The 24,444-nt window shown below is 66.6% G+C and carries 21 protein-coding genes and 2 pseudogenes; 15 read left to right on the top strand and 8 right to left on the bottom strand.

Annotation, left to right across the window (positions count from 1 at the left end; translation table 11 throughout):
- Positions 1 to 99 precede the first annotated feature (99 nt).
- The 6 genes from OHA42_RS33815 to OHA42_RS33790 all read left to right on the top strand — a co-directional run bounded on the left by OHA42_RS33815 (position 100) and on the right by OHA42_RS33790 (position 8,001).
- A complete protein-coding gene (locus tag OHA42_RS33815; protein ID WP_406231971.1) occupies positions 100 to 3,237 on the top strand; it encodes a BTAD domain-containing putative transcriptional regulator in 3,138 nt (1,045 codons plus the stop codon).
- Between the two features lie 121 nt (positions 3,238 to 3,358).
- Positions 3,359 to 4,723 (top strand): glutamine synthetase family protein, encoded by a 1,365-nt coding sequence (locus OHA42_RS33810; protein WP_406231970.1) that lies wholly within the window; start codon positions 3,359 to 3,361, stop codon positions 4,721 to 4,723.
- Complete coding sequence (locus tag OHA42_RS33805) at positions 4,704 to 5,459, top strand: gamma-glutamyl-gamma-aminobutyrate hydrolase family protein (protein WP_406231969.1); 756 nt, start codon at positions 4,704 to 4,706, stop codon at positions 5,457 to 5,459. The genes OHA42_RS33810 and OHA42_RS33805 overlap by 20 nt, the downstream gene beginning before the upstream one ends.
- A gap of 107 nt (positions 5,460 to 5,566) precedes the next feature.
- The gene (locus OHA42_RS33800; protein WP_406231968.1) at positions 5,567 to 6,928 is read left to right on the top strand and encodes an aldehyde dehydrogenase family protein; all 1,362 of its coding nucleotides are present in this window, start codon (positions 5,567 to 5,569) and stop codon (positions 6,926 to 6,928) included.
- Between the two features lie 27 nt (positions 6,929 to 6,955).
- Positions 6,956 to 7,720 (top strand): 3-oxoacyl-ACP reductase, encoded by a 765-nt coding sequence (locus OHA42_RS33795; RefSeq protein WP_406231966.1) that lies wholly within the window; start codon positions 6,956 to 6,958, stop codon positions 7,718 to 7,720.
- A gap of 116 nt (positions 7,721 to 7,836) precedes the next feature.
- The gene (locus OHA42_RS33790; RefSeq protein WP_328404588.1) at positions 7,837 to 8,001 is read left to right on the top strand and encodes a hypothetical protein; all 165 of its coding nucleotides are present in this window, start codon (positions 7,837 to 7,839) and stop codon (positions 7,999 to 8,001) included.
- Positions 8,002 to 8,023: 22 nt separating this feature from the next.
- Here OHA42_RS33790 and OHA42_RS33785 read toward each other — a convergent pair whose 3' ends face one another.
- Together OHA42_RS33785 and OHA42_RS33780 are read right to left on the bottom strand one after the other, a co-directional pair.
- Positions 8,024 to 8,419, bottom strand: a complete 396-nt coding sequence (locus tag OHA42_RS33785) for an ankyrin repeat domain-containing protein (protein ID WP_406231964.1) — start codon at positions 8,417 to 8,419, stop codon at positions 8,024 to 8,026.
- A gap of 84 nt (positions 8,420 to 8,503) precedes the next feature.
- The gene (locus OHA42_RS33780; protein WP_406231962.1) at positions 8,504 to 9,223 is read right to left on the bottom strand and encodes an SDR family oxidoreductase; all 720 of its coding nucleotides are present in this window, start codon (positions 9,221 to 9,223) and stop codon (positions 8,504 to 8,506) included.
- Between the two features lie 73 nt (positions 9,224 to 9,296).
- Between OHA42_RS33780 and OHA42_RS33775 the strand changes: the two genes are divergently transcribed.
- The 7 genes from OHA42_RS33775 to OHA42_RS33745 all read left to right on the top strand — a co-directional run bounded on the left by OHA42_RS33775 (position 9,297) and on the right by OHA42_RS33745 (position 16,678).
- Positions 9,297 to 9,884 carry a TetR/AcrR family transcriptional regulator gene (locus OHA42_RS33775; RefSeq protein WP_406231960.1) on the top strand — a complete coding sequence of 196 codons (588 nt, stop codon included), beginning with the start codon at positions 9,297 to 9,299 and terminating at the stop codon, positions 9,882 to 9,884.
- Between the two features lie 34 nt (positions 9,885 to 9,918).
- The gene (locus OHA42_RS33770) at positions 9,919 to 10,575 is read left to right on the top strand and encodes a TMEM175 family protein (RefSeq protein ID WP_406231959.1); all 657 of its coding nucleotides are present in this window, start codon (positions 9,919 to 9,921) and stop codon (positions 10,573 to 10,575) included.
- 85 nt (positions 10,576 to 10,660) lie between these two features.
- Positions 10,661 to 11,848, top strand: coding sequence for a sensor histidine kinase (locus OHA42_RS33765; protein ID WP_406231958.1), 1,188 nt, complete (start codon positions 10,661 to 10,663; stop codon positions 11,846 to 11,848).
- Positions 11,845 to 12,510, top strand: a complete 666-nt coding sequence (locus tag OHA42_RS33760; protein ID WP_406231956.1) for a response regulator — start codon at positions 11,845 to 11,847, stop codon at positions 12,508 to 12,510. The genes OHA42_RS33765 and OHA42_RS33760 overlap by 4 nt, the downstream gene beginning before the upstream one ends.
- Before the next feature lie 90 nt (positions 12,511 to 12,600).
- Entirely contained in the window at positions 12,601 to 14,079 is a 1,479-nt protein-coding gene (locus tag OHA42_RS33755; protein ID WP_406231955.1) for a hypothetical protein, read from the top strand.
- Between the two features lie 166 nt (positions 14,080 to 14,245).
- A complete protein-coding gene (locus OHA42_RS33750; protein WP_406231954.1) occupies positions 14,246 to 15,643 on the top strand; it encodes an MFS transporter in 1,398 nt (465 codons plus the stop codon).
- A gap of 138 nt (positions 15,644 to 15,781) precedes the next feature.
- Entirely contained in the window at positions 15,782 to 16,678 is an 897-nt protein-coding gene (locus OHA42_RS33745; RefSeq protein WP_406231953.1) for a TIGR03619 family F420-dependent LLM class oxidoreductase, read from the top strand.
- A 91-nt stretch (positions 16,679 to 16,769) separates the two neighbouring features.
- On the opposite strand, the pseudogene OHA42_RS33740 reads toward OHA42_RS33745, so the two are convergent.
- From OHA42_RS33740 to OHA42_RS33730, 3 genes and pseudogenes are all read right to left on the bottom strand, one after another.
- Positions 16,770 to 17,109: pseudogene (locus tag OHA42_RS33740) on the bottom strand (zinc ribbon domain-containing protein YjdM).
- A 23-nt stretch (positions 17,110 to 17,132) separates the two neighbouring features.
- Complete coding sequence (locus OHA42_RS33735) at positions 17,133 to 17,942, bottom strand: alpha/beta fold hydrolase (RefSeq protein ID WP_406231951.1); 810 nt, start codon at positions 17,940 to 17,942, stop codon at positions 17,133 to 17,135.
- Between the two features lie 127 nt (positions 17,943 to 18,069).
- The gene (locus OHA42_RS33730; RefSeq protein WP_406231949.1) at positions 18,070 to 18,450 is read right to left on the bottom strand and encodes a DUF5313 family protein; all 381 of its coding nucleotides are present in this window, start codon (positions 18,448 to 18,450) and stop codon (positions 18,070 to 18,072) included.
- Between the two features lie 291 nt (positions 18,451 to 18,741).
- On the opposite strand from OHA42_RS33730, the gene OHA42_RS33725 reads away from it, so the two are divergent.
- Both OHA42_RS33725 and OHA42_RS33720 read left to right on the top strand, forming a co-directional pair.
- On the top strand, positions 18,742 to 20,550 hold the full coding sequence (locus tag OHA42_RS33725; protein ID WP_406239792.1) for a phosphoenolpyruvate carboxykinase (GTP): 1,809 nt from the start codon (positions 18,742 to 18,744) through the stop codon (positions 20,548 to 20,550).
- 2 nt (positions 20,551 to 20,552) lie between these two features.
- Positions 20,553 to 22,226: a SulP family inorganic anion transporter gene (locus OHA42_RS33720; protein WP_406231947.1), complete on the top strand. Its 1,674-nt coding sequence runs from the start codon at positions 20,553 to 20,555 to the stop codon at positions 22,224 to 22,226.
- A 262-nt stretch (positions 22,227 to 22,488) separates the two neighbouring features.
- Here OHA42_RS33720 and OHA42_RS33715 read toward each other — a convergent pair whose 3' ends face one another.
- The 3 genes and pseudogenes from OHA42_RS33715 to OHA42_RS33705 form a co-directional block, all read right to left on the bottom strand.
- The gene (locus OHA42_RS33715; protein ID WP_406231945.1) at positions 22,489 to 22,848 is read right to left on the bottom strand and encodes an ArsR/SmtB family transcription factor; all 360 of its coding nucleotides are present in this window, start codon (positions 22,846 to 22,848) and stop codon (positions 22,489 to 22,491) included.
- A gap of 534 nt (positions 22,849 to 23,382) precedes the next feature.
- A pseudogene (locus OHA42_RS33710) lies at positions 23,383 to 23,828 on the bottom strand (IS3 family transposase); the annotation flags it as partial.
- A gap of 86 nt (positions 23,829 to 23,914) precedes the next feature.
- Positions 23,915 to 24,367 carry a hypothetical protein gene (locus OHA42_RS33705; RefSeq protein ID WP_406231943.1) on the bottom strand — a complete coding sequence of 151 codons (453 nt, stop codon included), beginning with the start codon at positions 24,365 to 24,367 and terminating at the stop codon, positions 23,915 to 23,917.
- Positions 24,368 to 24,444: the final 77 nt, after the last annotated feature.

Genomic DNA, 24,444 nt, shown 5'->3' with positions numbered 1-24,444 from the left:
GACTGACCGGTGCCGGCTCGATCACCAGTAGTTAGCTGATGGGCTGCCTGATTCCCGAACAGTTACCGCTCGGGTCGAGCGGTGCGGCAAGCTAGGTGGGTGCGTGTGTTGGTGCTCGGGTCGTTCGAAGTGCGTGGGGATGACGATCGGCCGGTGGAAGTGGTCGGTGTCAAGGTGCGGGCGTTGGTGGCGCGGTTGGCGATGGAGCCGGGGCGGGTGGTGTCCGCCGATGCGTTGACCGAGGCGATTTGGGGAGACCGCCCGCCTGCGAACGGGGCCAATGCGCTACAGGCCCTGGCGTCCCGGGTGCGCAGGGTGATCGGCAGTGCCCGGCTGGAGGGGCGGCCGCCGGGATATCGGCTGGTTGTCGACGACGGCGATGTCGACGCGGTGCGGTTCGAGCAGTTGGTTGCGGTGGGGCGGCAGGCATCGGGGTCCGATCCGGCCCAGGCGCTCACGATGTTGCGCGAGGCAGCGGCGTTGTGGCGGGGGCCCGCATTGGGTGACCTGCTCGATTTGCAATTCGCCGCCGACGCGGCGACGCGGCTGGACCAGCTGCGGCTTGCGGCCACCGAAGATCGGCTGGCGATCGAGATCGCTGCCGGCAATGACATTCTCGACGAACTGCGGCCGCTGGCCGACGCGCATCCGCTGGCGGAACGGTTGCAAGGCTTACGAATTCGCGCACTATATGCCGCAGGCCGCCAGGCCGATGCACTGCAAGCCTACGACCGGACCCGCGATCATCTGGCCGATGAACTGGGCATCGACCCGTCTGCTGAGCTGACCGACCTCCACCTCGCGATTCTGCGCCAGGCTGCCGACCTGCCGACGCGCAGGCGACGCACGAATCTGCGCGCGCAGGTGACGAGCTTTGTCGGGCGGGAGGACGACCTCGCCAGCCTTACCGCAACGCTGACAACGGCCCGGCTGGTCACCGTGGTCGGCCCGGGCGGTGCGGGCAAGACTCGACTGGCCGTCGAGGCGGCCGAGCAGGCCGACGCACCGGGCGGCATCTGGTTGGTCGAGCTGGCAGCGGTGACCGACCCGGTCGAGGTGGCCACCGCGGTGCTCACGGCGATCGGTGTCCGCGAGGTAGGGCTGCTCGACCAGCCTGCCGGCGACGCGACGGCCAGACTCGTCGAGTTCTTCACCCACCAGCGTGCCCTGCTGATACTCGACAACTGCGAGCATCTGATCGAAGCCGTCGCCGAGCTCACCGATCGACTACTCGGCGCGTGTCCGCAACTGCGCATTCTCGCCACCAGCCGCGAGCCCCTCGCCATCGGCGGCGAGCACCTGCACCCCCTCGCCGCGCTGCCGTGGCCCGCGGATTCGATAGACGATCCAGCCGAGTATCCGGCGGTGCGATTGTTCGTCGACCGTGCGCGTGCGGTCCGCCCCGACTTCGCCATCGACGAGGCGAATTCCGATGCGGTGGTGGAGATCTGTCGCAGGCTGGACGGCATTGCGCTGGCGATCGAGTTGGCCGCGGCTCGGATGCGCGCGCTGAGCGTCCAGCAGATCGCCGCCAAGCTGGACGATCGTTTCGTGCTGCTCGGCAGTGGCAGCCGCACGGCTCCGGCTCGGCATCGGACTTTGCGCGGGGTCATCGAGTGGAGTTGGGCGCTGCTGTCGCCTGCGGAGCGGGAGTTGGCGATGCGGCTTGCGGTATTCCCCTCCGGCGCGAGCCTGGACGTCGCCGACGACATCGGCGTGTTGACCGACCTCGTCGACAAGTCGCTGGTGGAACGCGCGGGCACCCGCTACCGCATGCTTGAGTCGATCCGTTCCTATGCGCTCGAACAGCTGGCGCACGACGGTCGCGGTCCGCTGCTGCGCGACGAACACGCACGCTACTTCCTCCGCCTCGCCGAAGCGGCCGACCTGCAACTGCGCGGCGCCGACCAGTTGACGGCCTTGGCACTGCTGGATGCTGAACGCGAAAACATCATGGCCGCACTACGATTCGCCGTCGAGAGCGCCGATATCGACCTCGGTGTGCGGCTGCTGGGGTCGATGTTCTGGTACTGGGGGCTGCGCGGCATCCAGACCGAGCGACTGCAATGGACGCGGGCAGTGCTCGATATCCCCGGCGTGACCGACATCCTCACCTCCGAGGAGGAACCCCATTCGCCGGTGCCGGACACCCACCGTGCCGTGCTCTTCGTCCTCGACGGCCTGATGCAGTACGAGACCGGCTCGGCCGAGGTCGGTGCGCGGGCCGTGGCGCGGGGGATCGAACTCGGCAGGCGCGCAGGTGGTTCGGCCGGTGCGCCGGGGCGGACGGTGTTGTTGGTCGCGCCGACGTTCCTCGAGGGCGGCGCAGGTGCGCGTGCAGTGGCGGATTCGCTCCGTGAGCTGTCAGGGTGGGAGCGGGCGATGACGCTGCTGCTGGCGACCATGGCGGCGCCCGCGAACGCAGACCTGGTGTTCGACCAATTGGCCGAAGCCAGGCGTGAATTCGAGATGCTCGGCGAGCGCTTCGGGCTGGCCTCCTCGCTGCGCATGCTCGCCGACCATCGACTTCGCCGCGGTGACTCAGCGCGCGGGATCGCCGATCTCACCCAGGCGGCGGAGGTGATGGAGGAACTCGGAATCGTCGGTGACTGCGCGGAGATTCGAGCGGAGTTGGGCGCGGCACTCGTGCGTGCCGGTGAACTCGATCGAGCGCACGTCGCCTTGCAGGAGGCGCGTCATCACGCGGCCGCGGCGGGGGAGCCGCGGACCTCGGCCTACGTCCGAATGGCGGAGGCGGAGTATGAGATTCATCGGGGGCACAGTGCTGTTGCGCTGCGTGAACTCGATCGGGCCGAAGCCGGTTTCGCCGGCGCCGCGCTCGGGGCCCGCGCGCGGATGGTGTGTGCCGGCCTGCGCGCCTTGGTCGCGGTGCAGGCAGGCGACACTGCCACGGCCCGTCGAACGCTGGATCGAGCGGTCGCCGCGTGCGCCGATACTGCGCAACCGGAGGACCTGGCGATCGTGACGCACATGTACGCCGCGATCGCCGTGCACGACGATGCGCCCGGGCGGGCGGCATATCTGATCGGTCTCGGCGCGGCGCTGATCGGTATCGAGGACCGCCGCGGCTATGACAACCCCCTCCGCCCAGCGGACCGCGCCAGAGAGCTGCTCGACGCCGAGGAATTTGCGCAGGCATACAACCGCGGGTCCGCACTCACCCGCGACGCCGCAACTCGAGTACTGTGCGCCGATCCACTGGCGACGAGTGCGTGACGGCGGGGTGCCGGTGGTTCTTCGAGTTGTCTGCGACACCGCTGCCGGTTTTGTGTGTCCCGTCACACATGGTCTCTTTTTGCTCTAGCGTGGGCACGGTTGAGGCCGAGAGGGGTCGTGGATGCGCAAGGGGATGCTGGGGCTGGTGGAGCTGCGCGAGCACGTCGAGGAGGGGACCCTCGACACGGTGCTCGTCGCAATGACCGACATGCAGGGCAGGCTGCAGGGAAAGCGGTGCGCGGCACAGTATTTCCTGGACGAGGTGATCGGGCACGCTACCGAGGTCTGTGACTATCTGCTCGCCACGGATGTGGAGATGAACACCGTCGACGGGTATGCGATGTCGTCGTGGGACACCGGATACGGCGATCTGGTGCTGCGGCCCGACCTGACCACACTGCGGCTCGTGCCGTGGCTGCCGGGCACCGCGCTGGTGCTCTGCGATGTGGAGAATGTGCAGCCCAAGGGTGTGCCCATCGCGCCGTCGCCGCGGCAGGTGCTGCGGACACAGTTGGCCCGGCTGGCCGAACATGGGCTGCGGGCGTTCGTCGGGACCGAACTGGAGTTCCTGGTCTTCGACGAGACCTTCGAATCCGCGTGGAACGCGGGCTATCGCGGTCTCACACCGGCCAATCAGTACAACGTCGACTATTCGCTGCTCGCCACCGCGCGGATCGAGCCGCTGCTGCGGCGTCTTCGCAACGAGATGGACGGCGCGGGCATGTATGTCGAGTCGGCGAAGGGGGAATGCCATCCCGGGCAGCACGAGATCGCATTCCGCTATGACGAGGCATTGGTGACCTGTGACAACCACAGTATCTACAAGACCGGCGCCAAGGAGATCGCCACACAGGAAGGGCGCAGCCTCTCCTTCATGGCGAAATACGATGAGCGCGAGGGTAACTCGTGTCATATCCACATCAGTTTGCGCGGCGAATCGGGCGAGCCGGTATTCGCCGGTGACGGCGCGGACGGCACCTCGGCCCTGATGCGGCATTTCATCGCGGGACAGCTGGACTGCCTGCGCGAGCTCACCTACTTCCTCGCGCCGAACATCAACTCCTACAAGCGTTTCGTGCCGGGCAGCTTCGCGCCGACGGCGCTGACCTGGGGCCGGGACAACCGAACATGTGCGCTGCGCGTGGTGGGCGCAGGACCGTCGCTGCGCATGGAGAATCGGGTTCCCGGCGGCGACGTCAATCCCTACCTCGCGGTTGCGGCGTCCATCGCCGCTGGTCTGCACGGCATCGAACGGCGACTGCCGCTCGAACCGGAGTTCCACGGCAACGCTTATCGGTCCCAGCGTCCGCGGGTGCCGCGCACGCTGCGCGAGGCGGCACAGCTGTTCGGTGACAGCAAGGTCGCGCGCTCGGCGTTCGGTGACGACGTGGTGGACCATTATCGGAATGCGGCACAGGTCGAGCTGGATGCCTTCGACGCCGCCGTCACCGATTGGGAGCGAATCCGTGGTTTCGAACGACTATGAGGATGCCGGCGGCCCGGGGCCACGTCCGGTAATCGGGCTGTCGACCTACAGCGAGCCGGCTCGCTACGGGCCGTGGGATGTCGAAAGCGCGGTTCTGCCACGCAGTTACATCGATATGGTGGAGCGAGCGGGCGGGGTGCCGGTGCTGCTGCCGCCCGCCGGCGTCGCGCGAGCGGAAGTCGTCGCCGGGCTGGACGGATTGGTATTGACCGGTGGGGCCGACATCGATCCGGCTCGCTACGGTGCGCCACCGGATCCGCAGACCCTCGACACCCGTCCGGATCGCGACGACTTCGAGTTCGGGCTGTTCGCACTGGCCCGTGCCGCCGGAGTACCGACACTCGCGGTCTGCCGCGGTCTGCAACTGGTGAATGTAGCGCTGGGCGGCACCCTGATCCAGCACCTGCCCGACGTGCTCGGGCATACCGACCATTCGCGCACTCCCGGCGTGTTCAACATCGTGCGGGTGTCGACGGTGCCGGGCAGCCGGGTCGCCACAATCGCAGGGCTGGAGCTGAAGGCCCACTGCCATCACCACCAGGCCATCGACGTGCTGGCCGCCGACCTGGTCGCGGCCGCGCATGCGTCCGACGGCACGATAGAAGCGGCCGAGGCGAGGACCGGTTCGTTCCTGGTCGGCGTGCAGTGGCATCCGGAGGCCAACGCCACCGACCGCAGGCTGATGCGCGCTCTGGTCGAGGCCGCGGCCGCACACCGCGGCGGGCGGGCCTCGTGAGCGGGCGTCAGCGAGACGATCATGGACACCGCACGCCATAGCGCACGACGCAACCACGCCGGCGGCGGCATCGTGAGTATGACGGCCTACCGAAGGGAGCTGATTCGATGACGACGGCCACCGTGGTCAACCCTGCGACCGAGCAGGTTGTGGCAACGATCGAGGCGACGAGCGAGGCGCAGACCGATGCCGCCATCGAGCGCGCGCATCGGGCCGCGGCGCAATGGCGCGAGGTCGCGCCCGGCGACCGGGCCCGGCTGCTGCGCCGATTCGCCGACGTCGTCGACGCGAATCTGGAACAGCTGGCACAACTCGAGGTCGCCAACGCCGGGCACACCATCGGCAATGCCCGCTGGGAGGCGGGCAATGTCCGCGACGTGCTGCACTATTGCGCAGGCATACCGGAACGATTGCTCGGCAGCCAGATTCCGGTGGCAGGCGGGGTGGACATCACCTTCCACGAGCCACTCGGCGTGGTCGGGATCATTGTGCCGTGGAATTTCCCGATGCCGATCGCGGCGTGGGGCTTCGGGCCCGCGCTCGCCGCCGGAAATACCGTGGTGCTCAAACCCGCCGAGCTGACCCCGTTGACGGCGATCCGTCTCGGCGAACTCGCGATCGAAGCGGGCTTGCCCGACGGCGTATTCCAGGTGCTGCCCGGCAAGGGGTCGGTCGTCGGGCAACGGTTCGTCACGCATCCTGCGGTCCGCAAGGTCGTGTTCACCGGTTCCACCGAGGTGGGCAAGCAGATCATGGTCGGCTGCGCGCGGCAGGTGAAACGGGTGACCCTGGAATTGGGCGGTAAGAGCGCGAATATCGTGTTCGCCGATGCCGATCTGGAGCGAGCCGCCGCGACCGCGCCCTACGGTGTCTTCGACAACGCCGGGCAGGACTGCTGCGCCCGATCGCGGATCCTGGTGCAGCGCAGTGTCTTCGATCGGTTCCTCGAGCTACTGGAACCGGCCGTGCGCGGCGTGCGGGTCGGCGACCCTGCCGACGAGGCCACCGAGATGGGGCCGCTGATCTCGGCGGCCCACCGGGCGCGGGTCGCCGCGTTCGTCGAGCCTTCGACCAAGGTCGCCTTCACCGGTGATCGGCCCGACGGGCCCGGATTCTGGTATCCGCCAACGGTTGTGCTGCCCGGCGCGCCGACCGATCGGGTGCTCACCGAGGAGGTGTTCGGCCCGGTGGTCGCGGTGGTGGCTTTCGAGGACGAGGCCGACGCCCTGCGGGTCGCGAACGACACCGAATACGGTCTTTCCGGGTCCATCTGGACCAGCGATGTCGGCCGTGCGCTGCGGGTTTCGCGTGGTGTCGAGGCCGGGAACCTCTCGGTGAACTCGCATTCCTCGGTGCGGTACTGGACCCCGTTCGGCGGTTTCAAGCAATCGGGGCTCGGCCGTGAGCTGGGGCCGGATGCCGCGCTCGCCTTCACCGAAACCAAGAACGTCTTCATCGCAACCACCTGAGTCAGCACACGTCGAAGAGGAGACACGTTGCAGCGCTTACAAGATCGAGTCGCCGTCGTCACGGGCGGCGGTAGCGGGATCGGCCTCGCCACGGTCCGCCGCTTTGCCGCGGAGGGTGCCAAGGTTGTCGTCGCCGATATCGACGCCACCGCGGGTGAGGCCGCGGCCGCGGCGGTCGACGGACTCTACGTGAAGGCCGACGTCACCGATGAGGCCCAGGTCGAGTCGTTGTTCCAGACCGCGGTCGACACCTACGGCGGCCTCGATATCGCCTTCAACAATGCGGGAATTTCACCGCCGGAGGACGATTCCATCCTCACCACCGGCATCGAGGCGTGGCGGCGGGTGCAGGAGGTGAATCTGACCTCGGTGTACCTGTGCAGCAAGTACGCCATCGGCCACATGCTGGAGCGCGGCAAGGGTTCGGTGATCAACACCGCGTCGTTCGTCGCAGTGATGGGCGCGGCGACCTCGCAGATCTCCTACACCGCCTCCAAAGGCGGAGTTCTCGCGATGAGCAGGGAGCTCGGTGTCCAGTTCGCCCGCAACGGGATTCGGGTCAATGCGCTGTGTCCCGGCCCGGTGAATACGCCGCTGCTGCAGGAGCTGTTCGCCAAGGATCCCGAGCGCGCCGCGCGTCGCCTGGTGCACATCCCGACGGGGCGATTTGCCGAACCGGAGGAAATTGCCGCGGCCGTGGCCTTTCTGGCCAGCGACGATGCCTCGTTCATCACCGCGTCGCAGTTCCTGGTGGACGGCGGCATCTCGGGCGCCTATGTGACTCCGCTCTAGCGGAGTGCGCCATGTACTGTTCGCCTTCGGCGCAGCTACCTGCGTCGTTGTGGATCGACCGTTGTTCGTGGACGGCATAATTCGCTATTTGCCGCCGATCGGAGGAGGCTCCAGGAATGAGTCAGGAAGACGGGCAAGCACCCGGACTGTTCAGTCACGACGCGGTCCTGGCGGAGACATCTCCCGTCGCGGAGGCCGACGGCGCGGATTTCCGCCCGGTCTTCAGTCGCTCCGATGGTTCGGGCCCGGGCGCGTATCTGCCCGCGGATGATCTGAAGTAACGCCCGCTGTGCTGTTCGGCGCTCAGGACGCGCCGAACAGCTCCAGCAGTTCGTTTTGACCGAACATGGTGGCGGCCTCCCGCGCCGACGGCGTGCCGGCATCCGGATCCGCGCCCGCCGTGAGTAGGGCCCGCACGATCTCGGTTTCACCTTTGAAAACGGCCCCCGCCAACGGAGTCTGCCCCTTATCGTTCGCGCGATCCGGTTCGGCTCCTCGCGCAAGCAACGCCGCAACAGCCTCCTGATGGCCGTGATATGCGGCCAGCATCAGCAGCGTGTCGCCCCGATCATTGGTGAGATTCACCGGCACCCCGGCATCCACATACCCGCCGAGAGCTTCGACCGCACCCTGACGGGCCAGGTCGAACACCTTCGTCGCCAACTGGATCAACTCGGGATCAATCTCGTCACCACTCACCCATCCATTCCTACCCGCACGAGCAGCCTTCCTGCGAGTGGGACACGGGTGTGGGCCGTTCTCGGCATTGTCCCGCTGGCCGACCTAGCGCGGTGTGCCGAGGCGCGCGCCGCCGTCGACGCGAATCACGATGCCGGTGGTGAAGGTGTTGCCGACCAGGAATTCGATCGCGTCGGCGACGTCGTCGGCGCTGCCGACCCGGCCGACGGGGGTGGTGGCGGCGATGGAGTCGAAGACCCCGGTGCGGGCGTCGTCGGGCAGGAAGCTCCACCAGTCGGTATCGATGACGCCCGGTGAGACGGCGTTCACGCGCAGCGGCGCCAGCTCGACCGCAAGGACCGGGACCATGGCTTCGACGCCCGCGTTGACGGCGGCCAGTGCGGCGGTGGTCGGCATTGCCCCGCCCGCCGATGCCGCGGACACCAGGGTGACCGAGCCGTCCGTGGTCAGGTGGGGGAGCGCGGCCTGCACCGTCGCGGTGTGGGCCATCAGTTTGCCGGTGTAGTGCGCTTGCAGCTGCTCTCGGTCGATCTCGCGGAACGGGGTGGTGCCCGACGGGCCGGTCACCGTCACCACCAGGTGATCGATGGGCCCGACCTCGGCGAAGAGGCGCGTCAGGTCGGCCTCGTCGCGGGCGTCGACCCGCTGCCCGGTGGCTGCGGCGCCCAGTTCCGTCAGTGCGGCGGCGAGTCGTTCCTCGTTTCGTCCGGCGATGACCACGTCCATGCCGTCTTTCAGAAGTCGGCGTGCGGTTGCCAGCCCGATGCCCGAAGTTCCGCCGACGATGACGACTTTGTTGCTCACAACAGCCTCCTGAATTACGAACCTCTGTGTCTCGAAATATAAACGAGGCATGGTGTCTTGTAAAGTGACGCGCATGACAGGGACCCGGGGACGCCCCCGCAGCGAGGGAGCCAGACGCGCGATCCTGCATGCCGCGCTCGAGCTGTGTGAGCGCGACGGCTACCAGGACCTGACCATCAAGGCGATCGCCGACGCCGCAGGAGCTGGGCGGCAGACCGTGTACCGCTGGTGGCCCGACAAGGCCTCGATCCTCATGGAGGCACTCGTCGACCTTGCACGTGAGCACGAGGCGGCGCTGGTCCCGGTCGAATCCACTGATGTGCTCGGTGATATCGAACGGCTGCTGACGACCACCTACGAGCTCGCGCGGAAGACCACCGGACAGGCGCTCGTCGGACTGATGGCCGACGCGCAACGCGATCCCGTGCTGTCGAAACGATTGCAGGACACCGTGATCGGACCGCGTCGCACGGCGCTGCGGGCGGTACTGCAGCGCGGCGTCGATTCCGGCGAACTCGTTGCGACGGCGTCGCTGGACCTCGTCGTCGATTTCGCCTTCGGCGCAATGTGGTACCGGCTACTGAGCGGGCATGCGCCGGTGGACGCCGCCTTGGCACGCGAGGTCACTGTCGGCCTCGCCGCGATGTTCGCGCAACGCTGAAAATTCGTGACTGCCAAGGGGTTACGCTGCGCCAATGGATGATGAGGAGCTGGTCCCGAGCGGCCAGTTGTCGAGTACCGCCCGATTAGAAGCCTTCAGCGACGGCGTGATGGCCATCGCCATCACGCTGCTGATTCTGGAGATCAAACTGCCCGAGTACGAACCGGGGCATCTGCTCGGCGCTCTCGGCCATATCTGGCCTTCGTACGTGGCCTATCTGGCGTCGTTCCTGACGATCGGCGTGATCTGGATGAACCATCATGCGTTCTTCAGCAGGTTGCGCCATGTCGACCACGTGCTGCGCTGGTGGAATCTGATGCTGTTGCTCGGCGTCTCCGTGTTGCCGTTCCCCACCATGGTGCTCGCGGAGCACGCCGTGCATGGTGCGGGCAACGACGCCAAGGCCGCCGCTGCGCTGTACGGCATCGCCGGGGTGATGATGACGGTGCCGTGGGCGCCGCTGTGGTGGCGGTTGATCAGCAGACCCGAACTGTTCGAACCCGGCTTCGATTCCGCATTCGCCCGGCGTGAGAGCGTGCGCGCCTACCCGGGCATCGTGATCTATGCAATCTGCATCGGCGTCGGCCTCATTCAGCCGGTGGCCGCCCTGATCCTCTACCTCGTCGTCGCCATCTTCTACGGCTTCACCAGCCAAGGCTGGGGGACGAAGCCGGGCGACGACTCGGACTAGCTCGGCGCTCGCCCGTCACGGTGAGGGTCGGATCACCCGGACGAGTGAGGCGCTCGCGGTGGCGTTCGGGAGACACTGGATCGCTATGGGTATTCGGAGTGCGGTCTCGAGCGCGGTCGGCGCCACCGACACGGTGGCACGGCGGGTGACCGATCGGGTCCGGGCTTTCCCACCGGGGCTGCTCGATGCCATCATCGCTGCCGCGGTGACGATCGCCTCCGTGGGGCCTGCCATGGTCGACGGCGCCTCATGGTGGATCGTCGGCCTCTCGGTGCTGGCCTCCGCCCCTGTCCTGTGGCGTCGGCGCGCGCCCATTGCGGTGCTGCTGGTCGTCGGTCCGGCCATCACCGTGCTCGCGTGCCTGCACGCCATGCCGACGCTGCCCTACGGCACCATCGTCTGCGCGTACACGATTGCCGCCTACAGTCCGACCGGGCTACGGCGCGGGGCACTGGTCGGCGTGAGTGTCGGCGTCCTTTTCTCGTTGGTCGTCCCCAACGAGAGCCCCGACTCCTATGGCTACGCCGCCATGTCCTTTGCCACCGCGTGGGCGCTGGGCACCGGAGTGCGGGCCAGGCGCGCGCAGATCGAGATGCTGCAGGAGCGCGCGCGTCGGCTCGACGAGGAGCGGGTCGCCGCGGTGGACCGGGAACGGTTGCGGATAGCGCGCGATATGCACGACATCGTCGCGCATTCGGTCGGCCTGATGATCGTGCAAGCCGAGACGGGGCCGCTGCTGACCAGGGTCGATCCGGCACGGGCCGACGCGACCTTCGCAGGCATCGCCGAGACGGGCCGCGAAGCGGTGCAACAGCTTCGGCACAGTCTCGGCGCATTGCGCGGCCAGGCGGTCGACTTGCCGCATCAACCGGGCATCGATGCGATAGCCGACCTGGTCGAGATGTCGCGGCACAGTGGGCTAGCCGCCTCTTTCGAGGAATACGGGCCGCGCCGTTCGGTGTCCGGCGAGGTCGCGGTCACCGCGTATCGGGTGGTTCAGGAGGCGCTGACGAACACCAGGAAGCACGCGCACGCCACCTGCGTGCGGGTGTCGCTGCGGTGGTCGGAGGATCGATTGACGGTCCGGGTGTCCGATGACGGCAGGGGCGATGCGGACACGGACGGGCCGAGCGGGAACGGCCCTGGAACGAACGGGCACGGCCTGCTCGGTATGCGCGAACGCGTCGGTGGCACCGGCGGAAGACTGCACTACGGACCGTCGAGCAGCGGCTTCGATGTCGCCGCCGAACTACCCATCGCACAGGAGAGTTGAGTATGCGGGTGCTCGTTGTCGACGATCAGGACCTCTTCCGTGCCGGCTTCCGGCTGATCCTCGACGCCCAGCCCGACATCACCGTGGTCGGTGAAGCCGCCGACGGGCTGGAGGCAATCGAGCAGGCCATCGCATTGGCGCCGGACGTCGTGGTCATGGACGTGCGGATGCCGCGCCTGGACGGGGTCGGCGCGACCCGGCGTATCTGCGCGGAGACCGACGCGAAAGTGTTGGTGCTGACCATGTTCGACCTCGACGAATACGTCTACGATGCGCTGCGGGCCGGTGCGAGCGGCTTTCTGCTCAAGGATGTGCGCCGCGAGGAATTGGTCGAGGCCGTTCGTGTGGTCGCCGCGGGAGAGGCGTTGCTCGCACCCACCGTCACCCGCCGACTCATCGCCGATCTCGTCCACCGCGGCCATTCCCGTCCCGAGTTGGTCAGACAGCTCGACGACCTGACCGAACGCGAACGCGAGATTTTGCGCCAGCTCGCCACGGGGTTGTCCAATGCCGAACTTGCCGCGGCACTTGTGGTCAGCGAGCACACGGTGAAGACCCATGTCAGTTCGGTGCTGACGAAGTTGCGGTTGCGCGACCGCGTGCAGGCCGTGGTCTTCGCCTATGAGGCGGGCCTGGTCATCCCTGGTCGCACCCGAGAGTGAGCCGGAAACCGCTCGTCTCGGCGATGCGGTGGTCCGGTCGTCGCGAGGAGCATCGGATCGCAACCGATCAACGATCCGTGGAGTTCCTCGATGAAGCGTTTCCTGACCCTGGCCGCGGCGGTCCTGTTGTCTGCGGTGCTGTGGCGCTACGGCACCGGCCTACATCCGTTGCCCGGCTTGGTATTTCTCGCGCCGTTGCCGGTGCTGCTGCTCGCTGCGCGAGTATCAGTGGTTGCGGCGTTTCTCGCGGGTGCCCTGTCGTGGCTGGGTGGCGGACTGCAGTTGTGGCCCTACTTCACCGAGACCTTGGAGCAGCCGGTTTCGGTCACGGTGCTGCTCCTGGTTGTCACCGCCGGTGTATCCGGCACAGTGGTGGTCATCATGCGCGCGTTGCTGCTACGCGGCCGTCCTGGCCTCGCGCTGCTTGCGCTGCCCGCGGGCTGGGTGAGCTTCGAGTTCCTGATCGCGCTCACCGGGCCGTTCGGTGCGTGGTGGAGCATCGCCTACACCCAGGCCGACGTGCTGCCCCTGGTCCAATCGGCGGCGCTGACCGGACCGTGGGGCATCACGTTCCTGATCCTGCTCGTCCCCGCGACCATCGCGGTTCTCGTCGCGCCCGCGGTGACGCACGCGCAGCGACTGCGCGCTGCCGGTGCGAGCGCCGTGGTGCTCGTCGCGGTCGCCGTATTCGGGTGCTGGCACCTGGCCGTTGCGCCGGAGGGTGACCAGGTGCGAGTCGGCCTCGTCGCCCTGTCCCAGCCGCCGGACTACATCGCGGTGGACTCGCCGGACGGCCGGGACATGGTGGCGCGCGCGGTCATCGAGATCGAACGGCTCGCCGATCAAGGTGTGCAAGCGGTGGTGTTCCCCGAAAAGGCTTGGCGTGCTGATGAATCGACGCTGCCGCTGCTATCCGGCCCGCTGACGGACGTCGCCATTCGTCGCAACATCCACGTCGTCGCGGGATTGATCCTCACCACTGATGGCACCAGTGTCAACGCCGCGATCGACTATCCGTCCGGTGTCGTCTACGCCAAGCATTACCTGATCCGCGGACTGGAGGACGAGCTGCGACCGGGCACCCAGTGGCAGCGCGTGCCCGGCGAACCATGGGCACTGGCAGTGTGTTTCGACCTGGATCGACCATCCCTTGTCCGTGAGAACCGCCGGCGGGGCGCCACCTTGCTGCTGGTGCCTGCGCTCGACTTCACCGATGACCGCTGGCTACACAGTCGGATGGCGGTGATCCGCGGCATCGAATCGGGCGTCGGGATCGCACGGGCGCCGCAACTCGGTGCATTGGTCGCCAGCGATTCGCGCGGTCACGTTCTCGCGTCAGCGGAAACGGATGTCACGATCACGCGCTCGGTGGCGGCGTCGATTCCACTGGACTCCGGCTCCACGATCTACGTGCGGTTCGGCGACTGGTTCGGGTGGTTGTCGGTGCTGGCGTTCGCGATCGCGGTAGCCCGCGCGTGGTGGCCCAGGCGGTCCGGTGGTCGGTCTCGATTACCGGTGTCCGCGCAGCTGAGAGCCGATTCATCTCAGAGTGACGACGCTCACAATTGACGTTGTTTGCGCAGGTCGCAACGGCCAAGTCGGCGGGTGGTCACGGCGGGGTCGGGTTTGCCCTCCGGGGAACGCGGGTATCGGTTGGTTTCGTGCTGAAACTCTGAAATTCGGAGTGGGCTGTCACGAAATGATGTCCGCTGGGATGGCGGGAGAGGAGACGTACATGACCGATCGCGCAACGGAGGCGGTACCGTTATGGCGTTCCGTCGCCGCCTCTGCCATGGGCAATGCCACCGAATGGTTCGACTACGGCGTGTACGCCGCGACGGCCACCTACCTCACCGACGCGTTCTTCCCCGGCGACCTCGGCACGCTGGGGACCATGCTCGGTTTCGCCGTGTCGTTCGTGCTGCGTCCGCTGGGCGGCATGGTCTGGGGCCCGCTCGGTGACCGGCTCGGTCGAAAAGCGGTGCTGGCCACCACCATTCTGTTGATGGCTGCCGCGACCGGCGCCATCGGCCTACTGCCGACGCACGCACAGATCGGTTGGTTTGCGCCGGTCCTGCTCATCGTGCTGCGCGTCGTGCAGGGCTTCTCCACCGGCGGCGAATATGGCGGCGCGGCAACGTATCTGGCCGAAACATGCACCGACAAGAAGCGGGGCTTCTTCGGTAGCTTCCTGGAGTTCGGCACCCTCGGCGGGTTCGTCGGCGGCTCCGCGGTGGTGCTGGCCTGTCAGCTCGTCCTCGGCTCGGATGCGATGCACGACTGGGGCTGGCGCGTGCCGTTCCTGCTCGCGGTGCCGCTCGGCCTGATCGGCTGGTATCTGCGCTCGCACCTCGACGAATCCCCGGTGTTCACCGAGGTCGCCGAGCAGCCGCACCCCAAGGGCGGCCTGCGCGAGTTGGTGACCACCTATCGGCGCGAGGTGCTCACTCTTGCGGGACTCGTCGTCGCCCTCAACGTGGTGAATTACACGCTGCTGACCTACCAGCCCACCTATCTGCAACACACCATCGGCATGGGGGAGTCGGCCACCACGGCGATGATGCTGATCGGTCAGCTCGTGATGATGGCGGTGTTGCCGTTCTTCGGCCGATTGTCCGACAGCGTCGGCCGTCGCCCGATGTGGCTGTTCTCGTTGGTCGGTCTCGCCGTGTTCGCCCTCCCGATGTACTGGCTCATGGGACAGGGAACCGGTTGGGCCATCGCGGGATTCATTGTTCTCGGTCTGCTGTATGTGCCGCAGCTCTCGACCATCAGCTCGACCTTCCCCGCGATCTTCCCCACCCACGTTCGCTACGCGGGATTCGCCTTGGGCTACAACGTCTCCACCGCAGTATTCGGCGGCACTGCCCCGCTGGTCAACGAAGCTGCCATCGAGGCCACCGGCTGGTCGCTTTTCCCGGCCGCATACATGGTCGGCGCCTCGTTGATCGGCCTGTTGGCCTGGACATACCTGCGCGAAACCGCGGGAACCTCGTTGCGTGGCACCGAAGTCCCCGATGCCGACAGCGGCGAACTACCCATCGTCGCTACAGCCGCGACCGCAAACCTGACAAGTACACGGCCTCCCGCCTCGACAGCCGCTTCGACCACCACATCCGGCAATCCCAGCTGAATAACCCGCAGGCACCACGAACGAGACATGATGCGGTGGCCTCTCGGCCGATGCCTCCGTCATGTCCGGTTCGTCGTGATGATCGGATTTTGATGTCGGGGTGATCGGGTGGTGGTGGGTGTTTGGTAGGACGGGAGGATGAAGGTTGGTGTTTCGATACCGCAACATGGCGTGCATGCGCATGAGGGCTATCGGGTGGCGGAGTTCGCTGCGGAGATGGAGAGAGCCGGGGCGGACAGTCTGTGGGTCGGTGAGCGGCTGATCGCGGCGACGAATCCAAAGGTCGGCTATGGCGGAGGTCCCACGATTCCGGACGAGTTCAATTCGGTGCTCGATCCGTTCCTGCTGCTCGGCATGGCGGCCACGACGACCGAGCGCGTGCGGTTGGGCACCAATGTGCTGATCGCGCCGCTGCATCGCCCTGCGCTGCTTGCTCGTTCGCTGACAACGATCGACGTGGCGAGCAGGGGCAGGCTGGTGGCCGGTTTCGGAATCGGGTGGTCACCGGAGGAGTACGACGCCGCCGGTGTGCCGTTCACCAAGCGTGGAATTCGGCTCGAGGAGACCCTCGACGCGCTCGAGGCGATCTGGACCACCGATCCCGCAGGCTACACCGGCAGCCTGGTCTCGGTGCCGGAGCATCGCGCCGAGCTGAAGCCGGTGCAGCGTCCACGGCCACCGATTCATCTCGCAGGATTCACTCCAGCCAGTCTGGAGCGTGTCGGTCGCCGCGCCGACGGCTGGTTGCCGGTCGTGCCGGTGCCGGGCCCTCCGGAGTGGGGGTCGCGACTGCGTGAGCAGCGCACCGTCGTCGACACGGCTGCGGAGCAGGCCGATCGTGATCCGGCCACCATCGAGACGATCCTCCGAGTCAATGTTCGAGCGGGCACGCCGACCGAGCAGATCGCCGAGACGATCCGCCGCGTCGCCGATGACACTGCGTTCGATGATTTCTTCGTCGATCTGATGTATGTCACCGATTCCTTCGACAGCACCATGGAAACGGCGATCCGCCTGTTCGACCTATTGCGCTGAGTCGGGGTTACTTTCGCAGTCGAGATCGGGCGCCGACACCGTTCGGATCCTCGGGTTCCCCAGCAACCGAAGCGGCGGATCCGGTTGGCTTTCAGGCTTTCTTGACCACGCTGAACTCGAGTTGCATCGGGCCGATGCCGTCGACCTTGCAGTCCAATTCGTGGTCGCCGATGCCGTTGACCAGGCGGATGTTTCGGACCTTGGTGCCCGCTTTGATGCCTGTCGTGCTGCCCTTGACCTCGAGGCTCTTGATCACGGTGACGATGTCGCCATCGGCAAGGACGTTGCCGACAGCGTCCTTGACCACGTTGCTATCGGCGTGCGGCTGCGGGCTCCCATTCGTGGGCGCACTCCGGGCAGACCAGCTGGGCGCCCATTTGGTAGGTGTACTCGCTGAAGCAGGCGGGACACGGCGGCAGTGGTTCGGTCATCGAGTCGTCTTTTCGTGGGGGAGTTATTTTGCGGCCGTGAGGAACTCGATGATCACGCGATTGACCTCGTCCGGTCGCTCCAGGTAGCCGTAGTGTCCGCACCGTTCGATCTCGACGTATCGGGCGCTGGGGATGGCGGCGGCGACCTCTCGGCCGAACGCGGTCGGTGTCATCTGGTCATCGGCGAATCCGACCACCAGGCTGGGTGCGGTGATTCGCGCGTAATCGGGCAGGCGGTCGCGGGAGCGGTCCATGCCGATCTGCGCCCGGACTCCCGGTGCTGTTTTGCCTGTGGTGAACTCGAAGATGTCCAGCCATTCCTGGGCCTTGGCTTCATCTTTCAGGGTGTGCGGCGAGAGGTTCAGCATCGCCTTGATGGCCGCGGCGTACTGCGGGGGCAACTGGATTCCTTGGTCGTGCAACGCTTGTTCGCCGAGGTTGAGGGTGCGCGCCAACGGATGCGGGCGCCCGGCCGCTCCAAGCATGACGGCTTTGTCGACAAGGTCGGGACGCGCGAGCGCCAACTCCTGAACCACCCTGGCGCCCATCGAGTGGCCGACCACGCGAGCGCGGCCGCCGCCGAGGTGCTCGATCAGCGCGGCGGTATCAGCGACCAGATCGTCGATGCCGAAGCCTCCGGCGCATTCATCGGAGGGCGCGATCCCTCGGTTGTCCACCGTTGCGACCCGGAATCCGGCCTTGACCAGCGCGGGCACCTGATAGGTTCGCCAGACCCGACCGGGGCTACCGGTTCCCATGACCAAGACGACGAGCGGACCTGTCCCGGTGACGTCGTAGTTGAGTCGGATCCCGTTGAGGGTGGCGATGGGCATGGTCCTTCTTCCGTGGGGCGCGTGCTGTGTGGGCAATCGCAGCACGATACGGCAGTGCCGCAGTCGGTGTTGCAGCCGCCGAACGGCTTGCCTGTGCCGGCCTCGGCCGGTGGGTCGGACGATTCGATCAGGCGCGGCCGTGTCGGCGCTCGTAGGCGAGGCGCTCGGCCTCGGCGCGGCTTTTTGCGTTGGCGTCGGCGAGTTCGGGGTCGAGTCCGTGTTTGATCAGACGGTTGCGCCGGTAGACGTTGTTCAGCGCCACCGTGAAATAGATCAATGGCAGATACAGCAGGGCCATCATGGCCAGGCCCATCCAGATTGGTCCGGGCATCAGCAGGAACAGCATGAGCACCGGAATGATCGGGATCAAGATCCGCGTCAGATACCGGCGGGTCGCACCGCGCCCGGTGAGGTCCTCGCGCACCCACTGCGTCATTGATGCGGGCAGCGTCCGCCCGCAGCTGTAGCCGATTCTCTGAGTCAGGGTCGGAGTTACGCGTTCGGTCATCGGTGCGGCATTCCGGCAGGCCGTGTGATGACACGAGGGCGGAGGCTCGGCGAGGCAGCGTCGGGCCGCCGGGCTGGGGTGGTGCGCACTGTTGCGATCAACTAAGGTTCTCCCTGATTGCTAAACTGCGCAATCAATATATCTGCTGCCTGCGTCGATTGCAGGCGGCGGGATGGCACCGGTGGGCATTATCACTCAGCTCACCACTGTCCAACTGATTGCGTAATTTCTAAACTAGCTACCTAGCGAGTTAGAAGGAGAACACCCGTGACCGATCGCTCCGCGTCCACCCTGGCCCACTTTTCCCCGGCCGATCACTCGAGCATCACTGCCTGGGTCGAGGAGGTTGCGGAGCTGACTGCGCCCGATCACATCGTCTGGTGCGACGGATCCCGGCAGGAATGGGACCAGCTCACCGCGGAACTCGTCGCGAAGGGCACGTTCGTTCCGTTGACCGGTAAGCCGAATTCGTTCTGGTGTGTATCGGATCCCGATGATGTGGCGCGGGTGGAGGACCGGACCTTCCTCTGCTCGGAGTCCTCGCACGACGCGGGTCCGACGAACAACTGGGTCGACCCGGTGGACATGCGCACAGTGATGACCGAGCACTACCGCGGGGCGATGTCGGGGCGGACCATGTACGTGATCGCGTTCTGTATGGGCACGTTGGACGCGGCCGAGCCGAAATTCGGTGTGCAGATCACCGATTCGGAGTACGTCGCGGTCTCGATGCAGATCATGACCCGATCCGGAACCCCGGTCTGGGACAAGCTCAACGCCGAGACCGAGTTCGTCCGTTGCCTGCACTCGGTGGGCGCACCCTTGGCCGCGGATGGGACCGACGTGCCATGGCCGTGTGACAAGACGAAGTACATCGCACACTTTCCGGAGTCGCGCACTATCTGGAGTTACGGCTCCGGCTATGGCGGTAACGCTTTGCTGGGGAAGAAGTGTTTCGCGCTGCGGATCGCGTCGGTGCTCGGCCGCGATGAAGGGTGGCTGGCCGAGCATATGCTGATCCTGAAACTCACCTCCCCGCAAGGAAAGACGCACTACATTGCGGCGGCGTTCCCGTCCTCGTGCGGCAAGACCAACCTGGCGATGCTCGAACCGGCCCTGGCCGGATGGAAAGCCGAGACGGTCGGCGACGACATCGCCTGGATGCGCTTCGGTGCCGATGGCCGTCTCTACGCGGTGAACCCGGAAGCCGGCTTCTTCGGTGTCGCACCGGGCACCGGTGCCGAGACCAACCCGAACGCGATCGCGACCATCGAACGCGGCAACTCGATCTTCACCAACACCGCGCTCACCGACGACGGTGACGTGTGGTGGGAGGGCCTGACCGAGCAGCCGCCCGCGCACCTGACCGACTGGCGTCAGCAGAGCTGGACACCGGAGTCGGGCACGCCTGCGGCGCACCCTAATTCGCGTTACTGCACACCGATCGAGCAGTGCCCGTCGGTGGCTTCGGAATGGAACGACCCCACCGGGGTGCCGATCTCGGCGATCTTCTTCGGTGGTCGTCGCGCCACCACAGTGCCGTTGATCGCGGAATCGTTCGACTGGGCGCATGGGGTGTTCATGGCCTCCACCCTGTCCTCGGAAACCACTGCTGCTGCGGCGGGCAAGGTTGGTGTGGTGCGTCGCGACCCGATGGCGATGCTGCCGTTCCTCGGTTACCACGTCGGGGACTACTTCGCACACTGGCTGTCGCTCGGTGCTGGCGCAGACCCGGCGAAACTGCCGAAGATCTTCCAGGTCAACTGGTTCCGACGCAGCGCCGACGGTAAATTCCTGTGGCCCGGGTTCGGCGACAACGTCCGTGTGCTGCAGTGGGCACTGGAGCGCCTCGACGGCACCGCGCCCGCCGAGTGGACACCGATCGGGCGGGTGCCGACCGCGCAGGCTCTCGACCTCACCGGTCTGAGCGAGCGTGATCGCACGATGGTCGGCGCAGCGCTGACGGTCGATACCGAGGAGTGGATCGCCGAAACCCGATCCATCGACGAGTGGTACGCCACCATCGGCGGCAACCGGCTGCCCGAGGAATTGCGCGAGCAGCTGGCGGCCCTGAAACTGCGCCTCGTCGGCAACCGCTGAACATGCCGACCCTGCTGCCGACCTGGTCGGAATGGAAGCCCGCGGTACGCGCTCCCGGCGCGGACCTCACGGCCGGGCTGATCGTCGCCCTGGTGGCGCTGCCGCTCGCGCTCGGCTTCGGAATCAGTTCCGGGCTCGGCGCGGCAGCCGGTATGGCCACTGCGGTCGTCGCAGGCGTGGTCGCCGCGGTATTCGGCGGGTCACGCTTCCAGGTCTCTGGGCCGACCGGCGCGATGACTGTCGTGCTCGTGCCGATCGTGGCGGTGCACGGCGCGACCGGGGTCCTGGCAGTGGGCCTGATGGCCGGGCTCGTGCTGGTGGTGCTCGCGTTCGCCGGTGTCGGAAGGTCGGTGCGATACATGCCGGCTCCGGTGATCGAGGGATTCACCGCAGGGATCGCGGTTGTGATTGCGTTGCAACAGTTCCCGGCCGCTCTCGGCATCGCCGACGCCGAGGGTGAGAAGGTGTGGCAGACGGCGTTCGATGCCATGCGCCGCTATCTCGAACATCCCGGCGCGGCAACTCCGGTGACCACGCTCGTGGTGGCGGTCGTCGTGCTGATCGGCGGCCGCTATGTACCGAAGCTGCCGTTCGCTCTCGTCGCGGTCGCCGCCGCTACTGCGGTGGTCGGGGTGTTCGAAGTGGATCTCGCACGGATCGGGACCATCCCATCGGGGCTGCCCGCGCCCTCGCTGGGCTTCGTGCACTTCGACCAGTTGGGTCCGCTGGTGATGCCCGCACTGGCCGTCGCCGCGCTGGCGGCCCTGGAATCGCTGTTGTCGGCGACGGCGGCGGACTCGATGGCCGTGGGCACCCGGCACAATCCGGACCGGGAACTTCTCGGTCAAGGTCTGGCCAACATCGCGGCGCCACTATTCGGCGGAGTGCCCGCAACCGGCGCGATCGCTCGCACCGCGGTTAACGTTCGCTCAGGTGCGCGTACCCGGCTGGCCGCGCTCACCCACGCGGTGGTCCTCGCTGCGATCATCTACCTGGCCGCGCCACTGGTCGCCGACATCCCCCTCGCTGCGCTCGCCGGTGTGCTGCTTGCGACCACGGTGCGGATGGTGGAAACGGCGTCGCTGACCGCGATCGCCCGCGCGTCGCGGGGCGACGCACTCATCATGGTCGCGACCTTCGGCGTCACCGTCGCACTGGACCTGGTCACGGCAGTAGTGGTCGGCGTCGGGTTCGCGATCGTGCTCGCGTTGCGGTCGGTGGCCTGTGAGGCACGCCTCGAGCAGGTGCCCTTGGATGACAGCGACCATCTCGCAGAGGAGCATGAACTGCTGCGCGACCACATCGTCGCCTACCGCATCGAGGGGCCGCTGTTTTTCGCCGCCGCGCACCGGTTCCTGCTGGAGCTGGCCGAGGTCGCCGACGTCAAAGTCGTCATCCTGCGCATGTCCGAGGTCACCGCCCTGGACACCACCGGCGCGCTGGTACTCAAGGACGTCATCGCCAAGCTCGAGCACCGCCACATTTCGGTGCTGCTGTCCGGGCTGCGCGCCGGCCATCGACGCCGACTATCAGCCATCGGTGCGCTGCCGACCGGTGGCGCGCAGGTGTTGTTCACCAACACCCGAGAAGCGATCGACCATGCACGACGCTACCTACCCGACGGCCGGTCGACCCATCATCAACCGGCGCGAGTGAGTCCGACCCGCGAGAATTGAGAGCCAGACCTGGCCACCCCAAGGCGCTGAGCTGCCGCAGCAGATACGGTCGGTCGATCGCCCACAGCATGTGCCGTCCGGCTGCCGCGCAACCTCGGCGGTGACCGGGCCCTCGGCCAAACGCACCGCGGTCAGCGCCAAGTCGCCGTCGCGGATGGTGGTAGATGCTGCCGGGCGCGAACGTCGGCCGGGCGACTACCAGGTGTTCATAGCAGCGCGGATTTCGCTTGTCCCAGTTACGACCTGACCATCAGTCAGTCAGTCAGCCGGTCGGCTCGGTGATCAGCGCGGGTTCGGGCAGCTCTTCGAGCAGTTCGGCTTGCCCGGCGACGACGCCGGTGAGGATGGCTCGTGCCACCGTCAACAGCTCCGCGACACGCGGCGAGGTCAGGGCATAGGACACCGACAACCCCTCACGACGGGCAGTGACCAGTCCGGTGCGGCGCAGGATCGCCAGCTGCTGCGACAGGTTGGCCGCCTCGATACCGACCTCGGGCAACATCTCCGAGACCGCATAATCACGCTCACTGAGTAGCTCCAGCACCCGAATCCGTGCGGGATGGCCGAGCGTTTTGAAGAAGTCGGCTTTCATCCGATAGAGCGGCTGACGCGAATCCGCCATGACGTCCTCCCCTCCCTGTCTCAGCATCAATATTGATTTCTAATCTTAGCAACTGGTTGACCGGTCCGTGCTGGTTGCTGTCGCCGGGCGTCGATGCCAGCGTAGGCGAGGTTCAGGACCGACTAGGAACCGAACAAACGAGGCCGTGCTTATGTTGACGGTTGCCTTGGACGCAAGTCATCCCGTCGGCTACCTGGACTTGGGCGGACTGACCGGCGGCGGATGCCGAGGCGCCGACACTCAACCATCGCGGCCCTCTCATCGACTGCGTCAGTTGCGCCTCTTAAGTGCCGGACCGCACGCGTAATGAGAGAACCTCGTCCTCTTTCTCCAGTCGGCCGCGAGGCATATCTCATGTGCCTGGAGCTTGCTAAGACAGGCCGGGATAAGGCGGACTGGGCAAATCGAGCCTGACGTTGAAGAGGCCTGGACGGGAAACGATCAGTCGGACACCCCAGGGCGACATCAAGTTCTCTGGGAGTCGAGTGGTTGCAGGTTCAATTCCTGTCATCCGCATTTGAGGAGCTGCGCTGGCTGTGAACATAATCTGGCGACGCGGTTCCCGCCCGCGCGGATGCCGCGAGCGGGCAGTTCGTCGGCGATGAACCGGTAACCGAACGCCGGGTCGTCGGCATGGATGCCGTAGGCGACGTTGATCAGATGCGCGTCATCCCAATCACGTTGTGAGACAGGGTGTTTCTTCCACTCATAGAATGCTTGGATGGAGAAACCGAGTACCCGGCAGGTCACCGCGACGGGAAAACCGTCGGCGACCAGGTCGAGGCCCAGCGGGTAGCTCATTTTGGGTTGACGTCGCGCGAGAAGTAGGCGACCGGGCGGCGCATGACCTCGGCTTCTCGCTCCAGCTGTCGGATCCGCATGCGTGCTTCGCGCAGCTCGGCCGATTCGTCGCGGGTGGCGCCCGGAGGGTGTCCGTCTTCGATATCGGCTTGTTTCACCCAGTTCTTCACGCACGCTTCGGGTTGGGGTGTCGCCGTGCTGCGCGGAACGAATCGTCGGATCCTCGGAGAAGTGCAATACCTGACCAGGTTCGGGGTACACGCGCCTACTCGTCCTCCGGCCGATCGATGTCATCCTCCGCGGGCCAGTCCGGCTCGATGATCAGCCGGCCGGTGCGCAGCACCTCGGCGTACTGCTCGGCGACGAGATCTGTCGGGTAGCTCGGCCAGTAGGAGACGGCGCCGGTCGACTTGTCGATGACGCTGACCGAGCCGCCGATGGCGGGTGGCAGCGGGGGCGTGTGCGGGTCGGTCCCGGGTGCCGGCGGGAAGATCGCGACAACGGTGTAGCAACAGTCGAATTCGGTGAGCAGGTTCGTGATGCCCCGCTGGGCATCGTCATCGCCGGATAGATAGTGATCGGCGATGCGCTCGGCCTCGGTGGGATCCACCGGCGTGCTGGCCTTGGTGAGGTAGGCGTGGATGTCCATGTTCGTCTGACGCGTCCGGGCGGCCAATGGTTCCCGCAGCGGCAGGATTCGGAACAATGTGCGGCTCAATGAGACTGGACCAGCGGTATTGTCATCGCCGCCGGAAAATCTTTCGCGTCCGCGGACCGGATTGCCCGGGTTTCCCC

It is taken from the genome of Nocardia sp. NBC_01009 (assembly GCF_045208035.1).
Classification (GTDB): domain Bacteria; phylum Actinomycetota; class Actinomycetes; order Mycobacteriales; family Mycobacteriaceae; genus Nocardia.
The sequence above is the reverse complement of the archived record's forward strand: the minus strand, read 5'-3'. Positions and strand labels throughout refer to the sequence as shown.

Coding starts and splice junctions, on each gene's coding strand:
- OHA42_RS33735 (WP_406231951.1), bottom strand. CDS start 17,942: ATGCCCATCGCCACCCTCAACGGGATCCGACTCAACTACGACGTCACC.
- OHA42_RS33715 (WP_406231945.1), bottom strand. CDS start 22,848: ATGGCGGATTCGCGTCAGCCGCTCTATCGGATGAAAGCCGACTTCTTC.
- OHA42_RS33745 (WP_406231953.1), top strand. CDS start 15,782: ATGAAGGTTGGTGTTTCGATACCGCAACATGGCGTGCATGCGCATGAG.
- OHA42_RS33800 (WP_406231968.1), top strand. CDS start 5,567: ATGACGACGGCCACCGTGGTCAACCCTGCGACCGAGCAGGTTGTGGCA.
- OHA42_RS33720 (WP_406231947.1), top strand. CDS start 20,553: ATGCCGACCCTGCTGCCGACCTGGTCGGAATGGAAGCCCGCGGTACGC.
- OHA42_RS33750 (WP_406231954.1), top strand. CDS start 14,246: ATGACCGATCGCGCAACGGAGGCGGTACCGTTATGGCGTTCCGTCGCC.
- OHA42_RS33775 (WP_406231960.1), top strand. CDS start 9,297: ATGACAGGGACCCGGGGACGCCCCCGCAGCGAGGGAGCCAGACGCGCG.
- OHA42_RS33790 (WP_328404588.1), top strand. CDS start 7,837: ATGAGTCAGGAAGACGGGCAAGCACCCGGACTGTTCAGTCACGACGCG.
- OHA42_RS33755 (WP_406231955.1), top strand. CDS start 12,601: ATGAAGCGTTTCCTGACCCTGGCCGCGGCGGTCCTGTTGTCTGCGGTG.
- OHA42_RS33810 (WP_406231970.1), top strand. CDS start 3,359: ATGCGCAAGGGGATGCTGGGGCTGGTGGAGCTGCGCGAGCACGTCGAG.
- OHA42_RS33765 (WP_406231958.1), top strand. CDS start 10,661: ATGGGTATTCGGAGTGCGGTCTCGAGCGCGGTCGGCGCCACCGACACG.
- OHA42_RS33730 (WP_406231949.1), bottom strand. CDS start 18,450: ATGACCGAACGCGTAACTCCGACCCTGACTCAGAGAATCGGCTACAGC.
- OHA42_RS33770 (WP_406231959.1), top strand. CDS start 9,919: ATGGATGATGAGGAGCTGGTCCCGAGCGGCCAGTTGTCGAGTACCGCC.